Raw genomic sequence first — 18,772 nt, forward strand, 5'->3', positions numbered from 1 at the left:
TATAAATTTAATAACAATCCGCTAAAATTTGGTCATTTGCTTTGAATGTTTGAAAATCACAACCGTCTTTTTCGAAAATACATTTTAATACCGACTCAACATCTCTTTGCATTTTTAAAGCACCACAAATCATAATAACACCATTGTTTTTCAATAATGTAAGAAAAAATGCTTGATCGCGAAGTATCAAATCCATTACATATTGTGCGGTTTCTTCTCTTGATAAAGCTAAATTAAAAGTAGAAAGTTTTTCCTCGGAAATATGCTTTTGTGCAATTTCTGAATATTTATTGGTAAGTATATTATTAGTTCGAAAGCCACAATACAAATGAGTTTCAACCTTACTATTATTTTCGGCTAACATTCCTAAAAATGGTGCAATGCCTGTTCCATTTGAAATCAAAGCTACTTTTGAAGCTTTCTTCGGAAAATGAAAGTGAGAATTCTTAATAATTCGAGCTTTAATTGAATCGCCATTTTGTAGCTTGTATAAAAATTCTGAACCTAATCCGTTTGGATGCAATCGGACAATTAATTGTACCGAATTAGCAACTTTCCCGATGGAATAAAAGCGTTCGACAGCATCGTTTTTTGGATAAATAGCTAATAAATCACCCGATTTGAATTTAGTGAATGCAGTAGGTTTCAAATTTAGCTTGAAAGTAATTACCTCATCCGAATTTATTTCTGCACGATCCACAACTTTTAAAGTTTTTAATTTTGGTGCTTTTTGACTGTATAAAGAAGGTGCTGTTGCAATGGCAAGACTATTTAGATTAGCCCAGACTGAAACCCATTGTGTAAATTCTTCCGCTGATTTATCGTTAACCGTATGAAGTTTTACTGATTTTTCTGCCCAACGTTGTTGAGACAATAGCACATCAACTTGATTGGCATAAGCACAGAAATCAGGATAAGATTTAGATCCAAATCCTACAACTGAAAACTGAATTTTTTGTTTTTGAGGAAATTCAACCACTAGTTTTTCGAACTTTTTAGCATTAATCGGTGCTTCACCTAATCCATAAGTTGAAGTAAAAATTACGAGTTGCTTCGCACTTGGAAAATCGGTATAATTATTCATATCCGTTAGGTAGGATTTCTTTCCATTTGCTATTAATTGCTTGTGAATCTGATTTGCAAATCCTAAAGTAGAACCATTTTCTGAACCTACTAAAAGTATAAATTCGCATTCGTTTGCTTTATATTTATTCTTGATTCTTGTTTTTGTTCGCTTTAATGTAATTGCAAATCCAGAATATATAAAAAGTAAAATATTGACAGAAGCTAAGGCCAAAATTATAGCCCAAGTCCAATTTATTTGTCCCGTATGCAAATCAAAACTAAACTTTTCTAGTACTTGTGTGATAGGATATTTAGTTTCTTTTACGATTTGACCCGTTATTTGATTTACTGTTATTTCTCTATCTTTCAACTTTAAGATGTAAAATTCTTCCGGATCATCTTCCATAAAAGGAAATTCGATCTTTACAACTTCGGCCAATTTTGTATCTTTAAATACAGAAAAATCAGTTAATGGGACTTTTTTCAGTTTTACATCTTCCGTATAATTAATCGCAATCGCTTTTTGTGCAGGAATAATTTCGAATCGAAGTAAAAATAAATACGTTCCGGTTAATGCAATAATCAAAACGGGAAGTAACATAATTCTTCCGGTTACTACATGAAAATATTGGGCAAGCGAATCGTTATTTACCTTTGAAAAGAATTTTTTAATACCATTTTGTCGTTTAATCAGCAGAATTGTGCCAGAAATACCGATTAAAAAAAATAAAAACGAAGCCAATCCTACAATAAATCTTCCTGTTTCGTGCAGAAATAAGGAACGATGTAAAGCCAAATTCCATTGGATAAACTCATTTTTGGGTTTTGGTATTCCTAATTGTTTGCCTGAAATTGGATTGATATAAGCTTTGATTTCATTACTTTCTTCATCAAAACCTTTCAAAGTTACGAATTGGTTGTGATCAACTGAAATATTAGAAATTTCAGGATAAACTTTGCGTAATTCGGGCAAAACTTGAACCAGCGTTATAGCATTGAAATTGTCTATTTGATACGGATTTGTTTTCTCATTGGCTACATCAACAGCAAGAACAATTCCTGTCAAAGAAGCAATAATAAGTACAAGTGAAGCCAAAAGAGCTAAAACCAAATGGGCATACCGCCAAATAGACAATGTCATCTTATATTATTTTTAAATTTTGTTCAGCTTTACATAGCGAATAAAACCTTTTCCTTCTGTTTTCTTTGTGATTTCCTCAGTTGTCAATGCAATTTCTACATCTTGAACATAGTAATTATTATCTTCAACAGCCGATTCAAAACGAAGTTTATATCCTTTATTTATTTTCGATTCATCAATAGAAAAAGTCGTAATACTTCTATCGCCTGCTGCTATAGATGCACCTGTAATTCCATTAAGATTTTCTTTCTTTTTTGCGAACGTTTTATTCCATTCTTTAAAACCATTATACCATTGTTTATCTGGCCCCATTACATATAACGTCTTTTCATAATTCCCTTTAGGATCAATTAAAGAAACTACAACGTAAGCCTCTAAACCATCATAATTTGTCATTTGCAACATACATTTATACTTGGCTTGTTGTGCAACTGCCTGCGGCGAAAACAATAGACTAAATAAGCCTATAAATGTTAATTTTATTAATTTATTCATGGTTTATTATCTTAAAAAATCTATGGCAGTTTTACTTGCTGTTAATGATTCATTTTCTTTTGCCAAATCATAAGCGGTTTCATCAAATTCTGTTTTGATGTCTTTATTAGCACCTGCAGAAATTAGGTAGTGTAAGAGGCTATCATCTTTTGCAGTTAATGCTACTTTATGCAAAGCAGTCATACCTTCGTCGTTTTTCGCATTAATGGCAATACCAAAGCCTGTAATTTTCTTGAACAAATTCAAATCATTTTTAGCAACTGCTAAATGATATAATGTATTGCCGTCTTTTTGTGGCATTGTGATGTCAAAACCAGAATTTTTCAACAAATTTAATTTTTCGTCAAATCCGTCTTTCCCATCTCTTCGCACTGATTGAATCAAATAATACGCTAAATTATTTCCTTTTGAATCAATTACAGTACTCTTTGCTCCTTTGGCTAATAAAAATTCAACCATTTCTGGTGAACCATTCTCTACAGCAAAAGATAAAGCAGTCATCCCCTTTAAATTAGCAACGTTTATATCCTTAACCTCAGCGATAAATGGTTTTATAACCTCGATATTTGCTCTAGTGGCATTCATTAAAATGCTATTTTCTGCTTTATCTTGGTGATTTACATCAACACCTTTAGCTAAGAAATAATCAATAATATCTTCTTGTTTTTGTTTTCTAACTAGATTGTGTAAAACATTTTCACCTTCATCACCTAAAGAATTTGGATTGATCTTTAAATCTTCAACCAAATATTTATAAGCTTCTAAAGTTGCTGATGAAGCTCTTGTTCCCTGAGAAGCAATAATTAAAGCCCTTCCATCATATTTAACTCCCTTTTTTAGGAGATTTTGCAATAGTTTCACATCACCACTTCTAGAAGCATAATTAAATGCCGTATTCCCTAAATCATCCGTATCTTTTAACGACAAACCTTTAGTAGCAAGATAATCGGCTAATTTTAGTTCTTTGTCGTTTGGAATGGATAAGAGTAATAAATTGGCTCCGTTTTTATATTTTTGTTTTGGATTGTTTCCGGCTTTAAAAAACAACTCATATAATTTAGGATTAGCTTGTCCATTAGCTGCAGCAAATGCAAGTGGAATTGCTCCTTTATCATCAGAAAGATTAATAGCTGCTCCTTTTTCCAATAAAATTTTTACTAAATCAACATTTCCTTTATTAGCTGCCCAATGCAAGTACGTACGACCATCGTGCGTTAATTTTTTCACACTATTCCCATCTTGTTGAATAAGAAATAAGATGCTTTCTAATGACGCATCACTATTAATAGCCATAGTAACGGCGTCAAAATTACCACCGTTTGCTTCAGAAGGACTATTCCCTTTTGCTATGGTTTCTTTAATAAGAGTTAAATCTGGTTTTTTTTTCCAAAAGTCAGAACTTAAAAGTGTATTCTGTCCATTTGCAATACTTGCAACTAGCAGTAGTGTACTAAACAATATTTTTTTCATTGCGGTTTTGTTTTAAATGAAACTTTAAAATAAAATATAAAAATTCCGTGTTGCAAAAATACGACACGGAATTTATACTATAACTTAGAATGCTCCAATAAAGTGATTTCCTGGTTTATTTGTTAATTTAGCACCAGTTGTTACAACTCCTGTTGCACTGTTGATTATATAAATACGACCGTCTTGTCCAACCGGTGCTGCAGTTACATAAACATCAAATCCATCAACAACATAACCTTGATATTGGAAGAAATACATATCTGAATTATATGGTAAGTCTAAAGTTTGTGCTGTTTTTGCAGTAAGATCTACAAGTGCTAAAAAGCTTTGTGATTGACCTGAAAGAGCAGAAACTGCTGAACCGCTATGAGTATAAGCTACTACAGCTTTTCCGTTCCCTGCATATTTCCAGTTTTCAATATAAGTACCAGTTAAGCCTAATGCAGTATCTAAATTAAATACGTAAGAATTATCATATTGATTACTTGAATTAATACGTAAAATGTGAGAACCAGAAGCGTCTCTTTGTGTAGCTTGATAAATATTTCCATCGTCCCCAACAAAACTATTAAAACTACGGTAACCACTAGTGTCACCAAATCCTACAGTAGAAGTAATTACAACCGGATTATCTAATGAAGGATAATCAACAACTACTGATTTAGCTCCTAAGTGAGTAAATGTACTTTCGTTTGTTCCCGTAGCTGGGTTTGTTTTACGCATCCAAGTACCAATAATTAATTTATTTCCTGCTTTATTTAAAACTGGTGCATCTAATCTAAAAATATGATGTCCTTGTGCTTCTTCCGTTGCGCTCAAAGCAATTTCATAATTTTTTGTGCCTGAAATTAGTGAATTTTTCATGTCTAATGCTAAAACTGTAGCGGTTCCTCTAGTATGTTTGTAGCTTTCATCAGCATTAGTAACAACCGTTGGAGAAGTAACATTTACAGCAATTCCAGTTTTATCACCATCATATAATTTAACCCATCTTGGACTTGTTCCAGCATATTGTGAGATATTCACAACACCTCCTGTAGGGCTATAATTTTGTCCGCCATTTACTGTGTATTTTGAAAATTCACCACCATTTGTTCCAGTATAAGCGATATTGAAAAGCGTAGCCCCATCTTCTGAACTTTGCAAACGGGCTGTTCTGTTAGAAGGTACTGCGAATCCATTTTCGAAAACATCATAAGTTTTAGAAGGATCTTTAGCATTTTCTTTGCTTATAGCGTATACAAGTGTCCCACCATTTCCGTCTCCTGGTCTAGGATTATTAGTTCCCATTACAGCTCCTGCCACAGTGATATATCTGCCTTCTGTTATAGGCGGTTCTGTAGTTCCACCACCAGTATTATCATCATCGCTGCAGCTTGTTGTTAGCGCAAATACTCCAATAAGTGCGGTAAAAGCCCATAAATTTAAAAATCTGTTTTTCATTATATTTATATATTTAAAAGTTATTGATTATGTAATTAAGTTTCAAGTAAAATGCTCTTCCGGGTTTTTGTACGCCCATATTGTCGTAACTCTGCTTGTTAAACATGTTCTTAGCATCAAAACTGGCTATAAAGTTTTTCTTAGGAAAAACATAACTCACACCCGCATCTTGTATAAATTGTTCCGGGACATTAAAAAAATCTGTTCCGGCGGTATTGCTATATAATTTTCGGTTGTAGTTAAAAGTATCTACGAACATGAAATTATAGAAAAGATTCAATTGTGACTTTTTAGCAAACACATCTTTGAACGAATACTGTGCACTTACGTTAGCATTTAAAAAAGGCTCATTTGGCAAGTCATATTTGATACCGCCTGTAACGGTAGTAAGTTCAAATTTTGAGGCTCCCATTGTAATGTTTAGGTTATTATTATAACTATAATTGAATTCCAAATCAATACCTTTCGACTTAACATTTCCTTGATTTACAAAGGGAAGTGTTTGAATATTTGTATTAATAGCGGTTTGTACGGGTGTACCAATTCTGTCTGTTATATCTCTAATAAAACCATTAGCAGAAATTACTAATTCATGTTTTTTAAACTTAAATTTTCCAAATCTAAAACCGAGATTATAATTCTTACTAGTTTCCGCTTTAATGTTTGGATTTTCAGATATGTTATCACCCGAATCTCCAAATACTTCATTTTCAGTAGGTAATCTCACTGCTTTTTCGGCAGATGTTAAGAGCGTTACCATAGGCAGAACAGCATAAGAAAATGCTCCACCGTAACCCATAACATTTTTATCACTACTAACGACATCTTCAACTCGCGTAGGCACACCATTAATATTTTGTACTTTCGGATTCATTCGTTCAATCCTTTGCTGATAATATTTGCTAAAAACACTAGCTTTTAACCTGTTTTCATGAGCAGTCAATTCATAAGTCAAAGCACCGATGTTTTTGTTTAAATCTCTTGTTCCAATAAATTTTCGTTCTAAAACAGATTTCATTTCATCATCATCTTCCCTATTCACAATCGACATTGTATAATTTAATAAAAATTTATGATTGGCATTGAATTCATAAGAAATACCAGTTCTTATAGCACCAACTTCTCTTTTAATATTTGATAAAGTTGGAGCTCCTTGTTGTGCCCCTGACCGTGGAATTGGCTGACCGTTTAAATCTAAACTCAGATTTCCATTCCAATCATAATTCCATTTTACGGTATCACTAACTATGCGATTTCTTTCACCATATAATCCGTGAAAATTAAATTCTAAACCTTTTACAAAGAGATCTTTCTTATTGTAGGTTAAACTCATTAATGCTGCATCTGATCGTAAAAACCTACCTTTATAGGGAGTTGACATAAATGTTCCGTGCTGCACTTCTTTATACGAATCTGAACTAGTATAACCAATAAAGAAATTATCCGCCCATTTAACATCTGTAAATCCAACTTCTACCACACTTCCTGTTGATCGAAAAGCATCTTGAAGTCTTTTAGCTTTAATGTAATCGTATCGACCGTTAGGTAATATGTTATAAACTGTTTTCCCCCATACTTCATAATCGTTATCTGAATAATTGTTGAAAAAAGAAGTTTTAATCGTAAAACCCGATTCTTTGAAACGATACAAACCATTAAAATTCACTTGTGATGTGTTAAATGAACCATAAGAAGCCGACGCGTTGAAAGTATTTCTAACGCCTTTTTTCAATACAACATTAATAGCACCTCCTAAAGCATCATCAGATAAATGACCTGGAACAACACCTTTATAAACTTCGATACGATCAATGATTGATGGGGGAATACTATTTAAATCAAAAGAAGAACCATATGTTGAAATAGGAATGCCATCGATAAAAATTCGGACAGAATTACCAGACATTCCATTAATATTGTAATTAACAGCAGAGCCCAAACCACCATTTTGGCGAATGCGGACACCAACCGTCTTACTTAGTAGCTCATTAGTCTGCACATTTCGTACAGCCGCTGCTTTGGTTTCTATAACATTTACTGCAAAACCTTTAGTTTCAATTTTAGTTTTCTCAGTTGTAACCTTAACCACCACTTCATTAAGCTCAACGCTTGTTGCACGCTCAATTATTATATTTACATTTTTAGTGGTAGCATTAAACTTTACCGCTACAGTCTTTTTATTTGCTTCTATTGAACTAGTTTCAAGAATATAATTTCCATAAGGAACATTGTTTATAATGTAGTTTCCGTTTTCATCTGTAACTGCGGATTTAGTAGTTCCTTGAAGAAAAACTAAAACATTTGAAGCAGGTTCGTTTCCTTCAAATTGAATACTTCCTTTAAGAGTTGTGTTTTGAGCAAAAGAGGAAAAACTAAAACACAATATGAGATAAAAGTAACGATAGAATGACATGTTTTTTTTGTAATTATTTCGACAAAGATATTCTTATTTGTAATAAATCCAAATAAGAATAGTGAGATTCTATGTTAAAATTTTTACGGCAACCAAAAATAAATTTGTAAGATATTGATTACCTGCTGTATTACTATATTAAAAATAATTTACGACAACAACTAAGAGTTTAAAATAGCAAAAAGTTTAAAAAACAGACGAATAAAAATCATAAAGCATTGATTATCAAAAACAAAAAAACAATAAAGGCTATAAATATTCTCAGGAGAAATTGAGAAAAATAGTATAAAGTGAAGCTATTTCAAAATTCGTATAATTTATTTAAATAAAGTAATCGCACTGAATTACGTTTCCAAAAACCAAACCGATGGCCCGAATTTGCAATCCTCGCCCACTCGATGGCTCGAATGTCCCCAACATTATTAGCACCTCGTATGCCTCCTAAATAAAACTAAAAATTAGAATTAATAGTAAATTTAAAGATGAATTTTTTCACTAGAAAAAAATCTTGCTTGAATAAGGAAAATAATTCTGTACTACTAGTTATTAGATATTTCAAGTAATAATACAACTACCGACTGATAATCACACCTTTTTTTTTCCTTCAACAAGCAACACAATATTCTCTTTTTCTTTTAATGATCGAGTCAAAAATTGACATATTCTTATTAAGGATAATCTTATGCTAATAGTAAATCGTAAAAGTCGAAAAACGCGCTTTACATTTCTAAAAACTTCTAATTAAATAGTAAAAAACCAGTAAACATTGAGAATTAAAAATAAAAATGTACAGAAAATCTGTAACAATTAAATAAGTATTTCTCTGTACGTTTGGCGCGTTCAAGAATCGATGTCAGATTTTTAATGCAACAATCAAATATGTTTATATGAAGAAATTATTACTTTTTTTTATTAGCCTTATTTCGCCAGTAAATTCATTTGCTCAAGATGTTCTTTGGGAACACTCCTACGGCGGCAAACATGCAGAATTTTTATCCGATGCAATTCCAACACCTGATTATGGTTTTTTGTTAGCAGGAAGCTCTATTTCTAATAAAAATGGCAATAAAGCTGAGGCTAACAAAGGAGACCTTGATTATTGGATTTGGAAAATGAATGAAAAAGGTACACCTGAGTGGCAAAAAAGCTTTGGCGGAGATGGAGTCGATTTGCTACAAAGCGTACAATTAACAAATGATGGCGGTTTTATACTTGCAGGAACTTCAAGCTCTAAGCTTAGTGGCGATAAAACAGAAAACAGTAAAGGACAAGAAGATTTCTGGATTATTAAGTTAGATGGTAAAGGAAATCAAATGTGGCAAAGAACTATCGGAGGCACCGGGCAAGAAAAATTATTTAGCATTGCGCAAACTACAGATGGTGGCTATATACTGGGGGGTACTTCCAGTTCTGATAAATCTTTTCCAGATGAAAAAGGTTTAGAAGACAAATATGGTAAGACAGATGACAGCAGAGGGGGTTTAGACTACTGGGTAGTAAAGTTAAACAGCAAAGGTGAGATCCAGTGGCAAAAAACGCTTGGTGGCAAATACACAGATGAATTAAAATCAATTAGTGAAACGCAGGACAAAGGATATGTTTTAGGTGGTTATTCTAATTCACCAATCTCAGGCGATAAAAAACAAGATTGTTTTGGATTAAATGACTATTGGATTGTGAAGCTGGATGACCAAGGAAATGAAGTATGGCAACATACATTCGGCGGAGATAAAGACGATACTTTATTTGCCTCAATAGAAACAAAAGATGGTGGCTTTATGGCCGGCGGAAGTTCTAATTCTGGAGTTTCAAATTCAAAGTCAAAAGCAAATAGTAAGGGCACTGATTTTTGGATATTAAAATTAGATAAAATAGGAACTATAGAATGGCAAGAAACTTACAATTATGGTGAAAAAGACATCTTGTGCTCTATTGTGGAAAATCCTGACGGTACATTTTTAATAGGCGGCTATGCACAGTCTGAATTAAAAGAAAATTCACAAAAAACAATGGGTAAATCACTTAAAGGTGATAAGGAAGGTATTAATGATTACATCGCCTTAAAAATTAAAGCAACGGGGGAAGAGATTTGGACCCAAACCGTTGGAAGTTCTGGAGATGAAGTAATGCGTAAATTATTTGAAACCAGAGACGGTGGTTATATTTTGGCTGGAACTTCAAAAGGTCAAGTGTCAAGAGATAAGCAGTCCGCAATTGGCGGTGGCGATTTCTGGGTAGTTAAGCTAAGAGACAAAGACAAAAAGGAAAAAGAGCGTATTGCACTTGAAGCGGTCCCAAACCCAGCAAGCAACTTTACAAATGTAATTATCACATTTGAATACAACCACGGAACCGCCGTGCTATATGATTTAAGTGGCAGGACTTTAAAAACTGTAGAAATTTCTGGAGACCGTACCGTTCCGATAGATATGAATGGACTGCCTCAAGGAATTTATGTGATTGAAGTTAAAACCAACACCGAAAAAGGTGGTGTTAAAGTAATAAAAAAATAAAGTGATGAATTGAGAAAATTTTATAATGTATTTGATGAAACGTTTTGTTATTTTAACAGATCGACCCGAAACTACTAATATAATAAAGTATTCTTCCAATATTATCAATATTAATGAAATTTAAAAAATTGTCTATAATTTACGGAACGTGTATAGTAATTTTTTTATTTTACTTTTAAATTGACTACAGGTTCAAAAAAAATCAATCAAATTAATTCTTTTGGGATATTAGATTGGGATTGTATTATATAAAACAAAAAAAAAGTGCACAGCATTGCTGAAATTACAACAGAATAATAAATGAATACAAAAATGACAAAAATTACATTTAAGAAGAAATTGTTTTTTTTTATAATAGTATTACAGCCAGTAATATTGATTGCCCAGATAGGTGATTTGAGCTCATATACCAACACTACTAGGCCTTCAATGGCTAGTTATCAACATGCACCAGTGGACTATTGTACAGGAATTCCAGGTATTAGTTATGATTTATTAAGCTTACCCACAACGAGCAGTGATTTAGGATTTACCTTCAAAATTAGTTACCATCCAAATAATGTAGCAATTCAACAAAAAATTTCGCAAGTTGGGAAAGGATGGAGTTTAATAGGAATTCCTAGTATTTCCAAAGATGCTAATGGACAACCTGATGAAGAAGTTCCCTTTAGAGGCCCGAACCCATTTAGCAGAAAAGTTGATGATATTTATTATTATAATATTAATGGTGAAAATGGTAGATTTACTTTTGAATTTGATCTAATAACAAAAGTAGCCTCATTAAAATTTTTAGATAAGACACAATTGAAAATAGAGTTTAATTATAATACTGAATATAATTTTAAAGTTAATTCATTTCTAGTTACTGATACTAACGGTCTTAAATATTATTTTGATTTATTTAATAATGATGAAGGAAATGTACGGTCAACTTTTTTCTTAACCAAAGTTCTTGATTCAAGTAATAAATTATTAAGCACATTAAATTATCAACAGGTATTTACACAAAATTCAGTTAGACGTCTTCAAACAGTATATGCATTAGATGAAATTATAGCAACAAATATTGGTAAATTAAAATTTAATTACACTATTGATTCTAAAAATATTGATAAAAATATTGAAATTGCTAGGTTAGATAATATTTCTCTAAGAAATTTGAATAATACTTTGATAAAAAAGTGCCTATTCGGCTACAGCGGTGATCACGAATTAAACTTTTTGCATCATTTAGATGTTAATAATACAATTGTTGAAAAATACAAGTTTTTGTATGAAGGCAATGTCTATTCAGATGATCCAGATCCATATAATTATGTTGTGGGTGGTAGTGGCAATGGCGGTAATTATTCGCGAGGTTATGATTATTATGGCTTTAGAAAAATTGTTGAAAATTGTAATCTACGTGATAGAATTATTGAAACTCCTATCGAGATTGCAAATAAGAATTCTGTAAAAGCAGGCTTGTTAAAAAGTGTTGTTCTACCTACTGGTGGCAGAGTAGATTATGAATTTGAGTCAAACACTATTGATCCATTGGGCTATGTAGGTCTACCTGGATTTCATCTAACTAATCACGATTACCCAAAAGACTATGATTTTTCAGATTATGATTATTTTTCAGAATCTTATTTTACGGGGCATAATTTCGAAGATTTTACTTTAAAACCAATAGACCCTTTATATGAAGAACTTCACCTTAGTTATAATCAGGACAATTTTTATATAGAGACTGTAAGATCGGATGCATATAATGTTGAACCAAATCAATTAACGAGACCTTTTAGGATCATGCAGGATACAGAATTGTACATTTCATTTAGTGGTCAAGGGAACCCATCTCCTTACATCGAAGATCCCTCTGCACAAAATTTAAATATTGGCTATCAACTTTTAGATGCAAATTTGAAAGTAAAAGCAGCTTCTGGCGTATCTAATTCTGAAGCGCAAAATTGCTATAATTTAAGTGAAAAAATATTTTTACCAGCAGGTTATTATACTCTTAAGATTATTGCTCCATTTGGAGGTAATATAAGTTACCAGATGTATACTGTGAGACAGAAAGCGGAGAAGAAATATTTTTATTATGCTGGAGGAGTTCGGATAAAATCTATTAAGCACTTTGAAGATGCAAATTCTAATACTCCTATTAGAAATCTATCTTTTTCTTACAATGATTTCACTATCCCTTCCAGATCTTCAGGAACACTTTTTGAGACAGGAACTGCAAAATTTATGCCTAGTGTGGGATATATATCGGGAGCATTTGTTTTATACAAGAATGTAAAAGTTAGTGAAGATAATAATGGTTACACTAAGTATTCATATTACACTCCTACCGATGGTATTAATTATGATATTTCGGGTGTTTCTACTTTTTATTATGGGAATGTTTTAAAAACTGGATTGTTACATAGCATTAAAACCTTTGATAATGAAAATAATTTATTGACTACTGATAGAAAATACTATCTTTTGGCGCCTACTAACAACTATCAATATTATTCAAGTATAGACAATTTAAGTGGATACTCTAGTGGTGATTTGCTTATATCATATATTGGTAATTATAAAGTCAGAAATTATTATATTGAAAGGATATATTCTAAATACACAAGGCATTTTCCAACTCTTTCTTTGACTTCAAAATCTATTTATAGTTATAACAATTGGAATCCTAAGCCTTCTATAATGATGTCTTTTAATTCTCAAGATAAGATGTCGAGAACATCGTTTTTTTATCTAAACGAAAGACCCAATACTCCTTTTGCAACAGAATTATTAGCTAAAAATATGGTTTCTGATGTGATTGAAACAGAAAGATACTATGATGGTGAATTGCTCAATAAAAGTAAATCGGAATTCGCTTATTTTGGTAACAATTTGTATAAGAATAGTAAAGAATTTACTGCTAAAGGACAAGGGGATTATACCCTTGAAAAAAGAATTTCTGTAGTTGATAATATAAGTGGTACAACTAATGAGGTAACTAACGATAAGGGTTCATTTACAAGTTACATTTGGGGATACAATTTAACTAAGCCAGTGGCTAAAATTGAAAATATTCAATATGCGGCAATTCCTACTAATCTTATTTTAGCAATTCAAAGTGCTACCAATGTTGCAAATAATGATCAAAACATACTAATCGCACTTACTAATCTTCGAAATAATATGGCTTTAGCCAATGCTATGATAACAACTTATACCTACAAGCAATTAGTTGGTATTAGTACTGTTACTGATCCCAAAGGGGATAGACAAACTTATCATTATGACGAATTTAATCGTCTTGAATTCGTAAAAGATAGTCAAGGTAACATCTTGAGTGAAAATAAATATCACTACAGAACACAAAACTAAAGTAAGATGAGATCGAATTCACAAAATTTTAAAAATAAAAATTAAGGCTATGAGTAATAAATTAGTATATATTTTATTCGTCTTACCGTTTATCACTTTAGGGCAAAGTTTAGACCAAAACCATATTAAATCTACCACTTATAAAAAACCAACTACGCAAGTAAATGTGGATACCGCCAATCCTGCAGATGCTGTGGTACAAATAGGTTATTTTGATGGAGTGGGAAGACCAATTCAGCAAATTGCTTACAAGCAATCCAATACAGGCAAAGACATTGTTACGTATATAGAATACGACCAATTTGGAAGACAGATAAAAGAATATTTACCCTATGCAACAACGACATTCTCTCTAAATTATATTGATAACGCCACAGCACTTAGTAATTTAACTGATTTTTATACCGATTACAACGGTGGCACAAGTTATCCTTTCAGCGAAAAGCAATTTGAAAACTCGCCATTAAATAGAGTGTTCAAACAAGCTGCACCGGGAGATACTTGGAAAATCTATGGAGGAAATGAAATTAAATTTGATTATCAAACCAATCAAGCTTCTGACGGAGTTAAGCTATTTAAAGCAGTAGCCAGTTGGAATGGATTATATAAAATATATGATGTTGTTATTTCTAATCCAGGAAATTATGCAGAAAATCAATTGTATAAAAATATTATAAAAGATGAAAATTGGAAACCTTCAAATCTAAAAAATAACACTACAGAAGAATTCAAAGATAAAGAAGGTCGTGTCGTTTTAAAAAGAACGTACGCCGACATGATAACAGATGGAGTTACTATTGAAACTGCAGCAAAACACGATACCTATTATATCTATGATCAATATAGTAATTTAAGTGCAGTTATTCCGCCATTGGCAAATGGGATTGCGACAGTACCAATTTTAAATAATCTAGGCTACCGATACAAATATGATTACCGCAACCGCTTAGTGGAAAAGAAATTACCAGGTAAAGATTGGGAATTTATAATCTACGATAAATTAGATCGTCCCGTAGCCACAGGACCTGCTTTTACTCCTTATGGTGGTGACGCCATATGTTGGATGATTACAGAGTATGACATATTTGGAAGAGTCATACAAACAGGATGGAAAGAAATGCCAGTATCCGAAGTAGACAGAAATAATAATCAAGAATCTTTAAATTTAGGTTCCAACATTTTTGCATTAGCCGCAAATAATATTTTAACCAAAAACTATTACGACAATTACACTTTTCCCGGAGCTCCCTCGCCTACAACTACTTTAACCGATGTTAACTTACCTCTTGCTACAAATGTAAAAGGAATGCCAACAGGTTCGTGGGTAAAAGTGCTTGACAATCCAAGTAGCACTACAGGCGAAACCTCATACACTTTATATGATAATAAATACAGACCCGTTCACTCAAATACTACCAATTATTTAGGAGGTTATACAAAAGTTACCAGTAATTTAGACTGGTCAGGAAAAACACTATATACCGTAACCAAACACAAACGCACCGTTGCTGATACGGAATTGGTTGTTAAAGATAAGTTTACCTATAGCTCGCAAGACAAACTAGTGCTTCACAAACAAAGAATTAATCAATTACCCGAAGAATTAATTACAAAAAACAGCTACGATGAATTAGGCCAACTAATTGCTAAAAATGTTGGCGGATTGGCTACTGCAGAACCTTTAGGTTTGCAAGAAGTAAATTATAGTTACAACGTAAGAGGTTGGCTAAAAACTATAAACAATGTAGAGAATATTGATTCAGATTTATTTGCTTTTAAAATAAATTACGACACACCAGATTCAGCAACTCCATTATTTAATGGTAACATTTCCGAGACGCTATGGAAAACAAGTACCGATAATAAGTTGAGAAAGTATGATTATCAATATGATCAATTAAACCGATTATTAAAAGCAGATTATAGTAAAGAGGGAAATACTAGATTTAACAGCTATTTGGAGCAATTGAGCTATGACAAAAATGGTAATATACAAACATTAGTAAGGAACGGAGGGACTGATGCTGATAGTCAAGATGTACTACCTATTGACAATTTAAAATATTTTTATCATCCTTTTCAGCAAAATTTGCTGGAAAAAGTTTTAGACAAATCAAACTCGCCACAAGGTTTCAATGAACAATACGATATTATCAATAGCGATAGTAATGGACTTGTAGACAATACAAAGGATTATACTTACGATGCAAACGGTAATATGAAAACAGATGCCAACAAAGGTATTTCAGGTATAACCTACAATCATTTAGACTTACCTGTCCAAATCACATTAGCAAACGGAATAATTAATTATCTTTACAGTGCAACAGGACAAAAAGTGAGAAAAAAAGTAACAGAAGGTAGCACAGTAACTACCACCGATTATTTAAGCGGTTTTCAATATGTAAATACTAATTTACAATTTTTTCCACACGCAGAAGGGTACGTGAATGTTGTTGATGGTTCATCAAAAATATATAACTATGTTTACCAGTACAAAGATCACTTAGGAAATGTTAGAGTAAGTTATGCAGCTACAACTAATGCTTCCCAATCCCAATTAACTATTTTAGAAGAAAATCATTATTACCCTTTTGGACTAAAACACTCTGGGTATAATACTACTCAATATCAATTTATATCACCCATTAGTGGAAATAATATAGCACAATTAGCTCCTGGTGAAACTGAAAATAACAAGTATAAATACAACGGTAAAGAACTCCAAGACGAGCTGGGGCTTAATATATACGCAATGGATATGCGACAGTATGACCCTGCAATTGCTCGGTGGATAGTTCAAGACCCTGTAGTGCATTTTAATTATTCTCCTTATAACGCTTTTGATAGTAACCCTGTCTTTTGGGCTGACCCAAGTGGAGCGGATAGTGAAAGCACCCAAACTGATATTTTTGGTAGAAACCGTTTTCTTAGTAATGGAATGTTTATACCTATGTATGAAAGAGGTAATGTAGCGGATATTAATAATAGCTCTTGTGCTACTTCTAGTGATGATAATGTGAATTCAATAACGCATGATGATATTTTGAATTTATATAAAAATGCAGAACAAAATAGCGCCTCATTTTATTTCTTTGATGAAACTGCTAAGTTTGCTGCTGTGATGAATGCGTATAATCTAATAATGAAATTTTCTATGATAAATGAAGCAGCCAGTATTGTTTTTGCAAATGATTCAGATGAATTAAGAAAAAATCTCATTAGTATTAATGTTTCAATGAAAGGAGTTAATAAAGTTACAGGAGATTATACTTCATTTTTACATGGCAATGTAAAAATTGACAAAAATTATAATGTTATAGGTACTGGCGGTAAAGATTATTTTATTAATTATTCTACAAATACAACTATTTTAGCTTCTAAAAAAGACGGTTTCATAGGAACAAATTCAGAAACGGGTAAAAACATGTATGATAACACTACAACATGGGGTTTAGGTCAGGATACATTTTTAGCAGGACATTATGCTGTTAGTTTTTCTTCAAAAAAAAATAGAGGGGCAAGTGGTTATGATATTAATTTTATTGGTTTTCGTACTAATGAATTAAGAATTCGTTATGTAGAATACTGGCGAGAAAAAATAGATGAATATGTTAAAATTTTTCAATCAAAATAAATAATTATATTATGAGATATATTTTAGTATTAACAACTTTTTTGGTAATATTTGGATGCTCTTCAATTCAAAAAAAAGAAAATCTAATTGGAAACTGGAGTTCAATTAATAGCTCAAACGAAATTAATTTAGAGTTTTATAATGATTCTTTAATTATCGATCAATGGAGTGTTAGGAATAATTTTAGATGGTATGTTGACGACTCTTATGTTTATTTTGATAGTTCGAAAGTAGAAAATAATGAAAAGGGAAAAAGATATAATTATAAGTTAGTTAATGATACTTTGTTTTTAAGAGAAAATAAAAATAATTTTTTGAAATTTTTAAGAATTAATAATGCATTTGATTATTTCAATAAATCTTTAAAATTGAATTTACCACGTAAATTAAGTCTTATTCCTGTTTTAAATGAAGATTTCGCTTATAAATTATATGTTTACAGTGACAATAAAAATATTGTTAATTTAAAAACATCTGATAATATTTTTTTAGACATAAATGATTTAGAAAGGGATATTAATGTACATATTGCAAATACCGATTTAAGTAATGTTCATAAAATAATTGTTATTCTATTTGCAGATACAAATGTTTCTAAACCCGATATATTAAAAATAAAAAAAACAATTAGTGAAGTTAATGATATAAAAATTTTTCAAATTTTTACTAATGATGATGTAGATTATGAGAAATATAATTGGAAACAAAAAATCAAATGGTATGGTGTTTTAGAATAGAGGTTATTGTCTTGTCCAGTCATTGCTCGGTGGATAGTTCAAGACCCTGTAGTGCATTTTAATTATTCTCCTTTTAACGCTTTTGATAATAACTCTGACGGTGCCGATATCTCCCCAATGTCTTGTCCTAAAATAGGTTTAAACTTTTAGTGTAAACCTATTTTAGGACAAGACAGGGAGCCGTTGCATTCGAAGTTAAGGCAATGAATGGCAGGCTTTACCTATCCTCAAATACAAATCAGCTGATGGGGCATATTGACAATTTAAGTGATAAGTTTAGATTTATGACATCATATGGAAAACCTCATTTAACACTTGCAACAACTTATGATGTGAATATTGGTGCTTCAGTTACAAATAGAGCGGCTGAAAAAGGTGTAGGTTTAAATCAAGTAGTGTCGTATTATACAATGGTAAATAATCAAATGATTATTACTTTTGGGCCAAGAGTAAATGCAACGGAAATTCAGAACGCAATTAAAAATTAGAGTTATG

10 protein-coding genes are annotated in these 18,772 nt (G+C 31.9%); 5 read left to right on the plus strand and 5 right to left on the minus strand.

Annotated features, from left to right (window positions below):
* Positions 1–7: 7 nt before the first annotated feature.
* From ACFSX9_RS04330 to ACFSX9_RS04350, 5 genes are all read right to left on the minus strand, one after another.
* Positions 8–2,206, minus strand: a complete 2,199-nt coding sequence (locus tag ACFSX9_RS04330) for a PepSY domain-containing protein (protein WP_379804863.1) — start codon at positions 2,204–2,206, stop codon at positions 8–10.
* Positions 2,207–2,218: 12 nt separating this feature from the next.
* Positions 2,219–2,701, minus strand: a complete 483-nt coding sequence (locus ACFSX9_RS04335) for a DUF2271 domain-containing protein (RefSeq protein WP_379804865.1) — start codon at positions 2,699–2,701, stop codon at positions 2,219–2,221.
* Positions 2,702–2,707: 6 nt separating this feature from the next.
* Positions 2,708–4,171: an ankyrin repeat domain-containing protein gene (locus ACFSX9_RS04340; RefSeq protein ID WP_379804868.1), complete on the minus strand. Its 1,464-nt coding sequence runs from the start codon at positions 4,169–4,171 to the stop codon at positions 2,708–2,710.
* A gap of 84 nt (positions 4,172–4,255) precedes the next feature.
* Positions 4,256–5,614 (minus strand): hypothetical protein, encoded by a 1,359-nt coding sequence (locus tag ACFSX9_RS04345; RefSeq protein ID WP_379804871.1) that lies wholly within the window; start codon positions 5,612–5,614, stop codon positions 4,256–4,258.
* A 13-nt stretch (positions 5,615–5,627) separates the two neighbouring features.
* Entirely contained in the window at positions 5,628–8,027 is a 2,400-nt protein-coding gene (locus ACFSX9_RS04350; RefSeq protein ID WP_379804873.1) for a TonB-dependent receptor, read from the minus strand.
* An 887-nt stretch (positions 8,028–8,914) separates the two neighbouring features.
* Between ACFSX9_RS04350 and ACFSX9_RS04355 the strand changes: the two genes are divergently transcribed.
* The 5 genes from ACFSX9_RS04355 to ACFSX9_RS04375 all read left to right on the plus strand — a co-directional run bounded on the left by ACFSX9_RS04355 (position 8,915) and on the right by ACFSX9_RS04375 (position 18,765).
* Positions 8,915–10,540, plus strand: a complete 1,626-nt coding sequence (locus tag ACFSX9_RS04355; protein WP_379804875.1) for a T9SS type A sorting domain-containing protein — start codon at positions 8,915–8,917, stop codon at positions 10,538–10,540.
* 429 nt (positions 10,541–10,969) lie between these two features.
* Positions 10,970–13,903: a hypothetical protein gene (locus tag ACFSX9_RS04360; RefSeq protein ID WP_379804877.1), complete on the plus strand. Its 2,934-nt coding sequence runs from the start codon at positions 10,970–10,972 to the stop codon at positions 13,901–13,903.
* Between the two features lie 49 nt (positions 13,904–13,952).
* Complete coding sequence (locus ACFSX9_RS04365) at positions 13,953–17,540, plus strand: DUF6443 domain-containing protein (RefSeq protein ID WP_379804880.1); 3,588 nt, start codon at positions 13,953–13,955, stop codon at positions 17,538–17,540.
* A gap of 11 nt (positions 17,541–17,551) precedes the next feature.
* Positions 17,552–18,277 (plus strand): hypothetical protein, encoded by a 726-nt coding sequence (locus ACFSX9_RS04370; RefSeq protein ID WP_379804882.1) that lies wholly within the window; start codon positions 17,552–17,554, stop codon positions 18,275–18,277.
* A gap of 245 nt (positions 18,278–18,522) precedes the next feature.
* Positions 18,523–18,765: a hypothetical protein gene (locus tag ACFSX9_RS04375; protein ID WP_379804885.1), complete on the plus strand. Its 243-nt coding sequence runs from the start codon at positions 18,523–18,525 to the stop codon at positions 18,763–18,765.
* Positions 18,766–18,772 lie beyond the last annotated feature (7 nt).

This window comes from Flavobacterium ardleyense, from assembly GCF_042686085.1.
Lineage (GTDB): Bacteria > Bacteroidota > Bacteroidia > Flavobacteriales > Flavobacteriaceae > Flavobacterium > Flavobacterium ardleyense.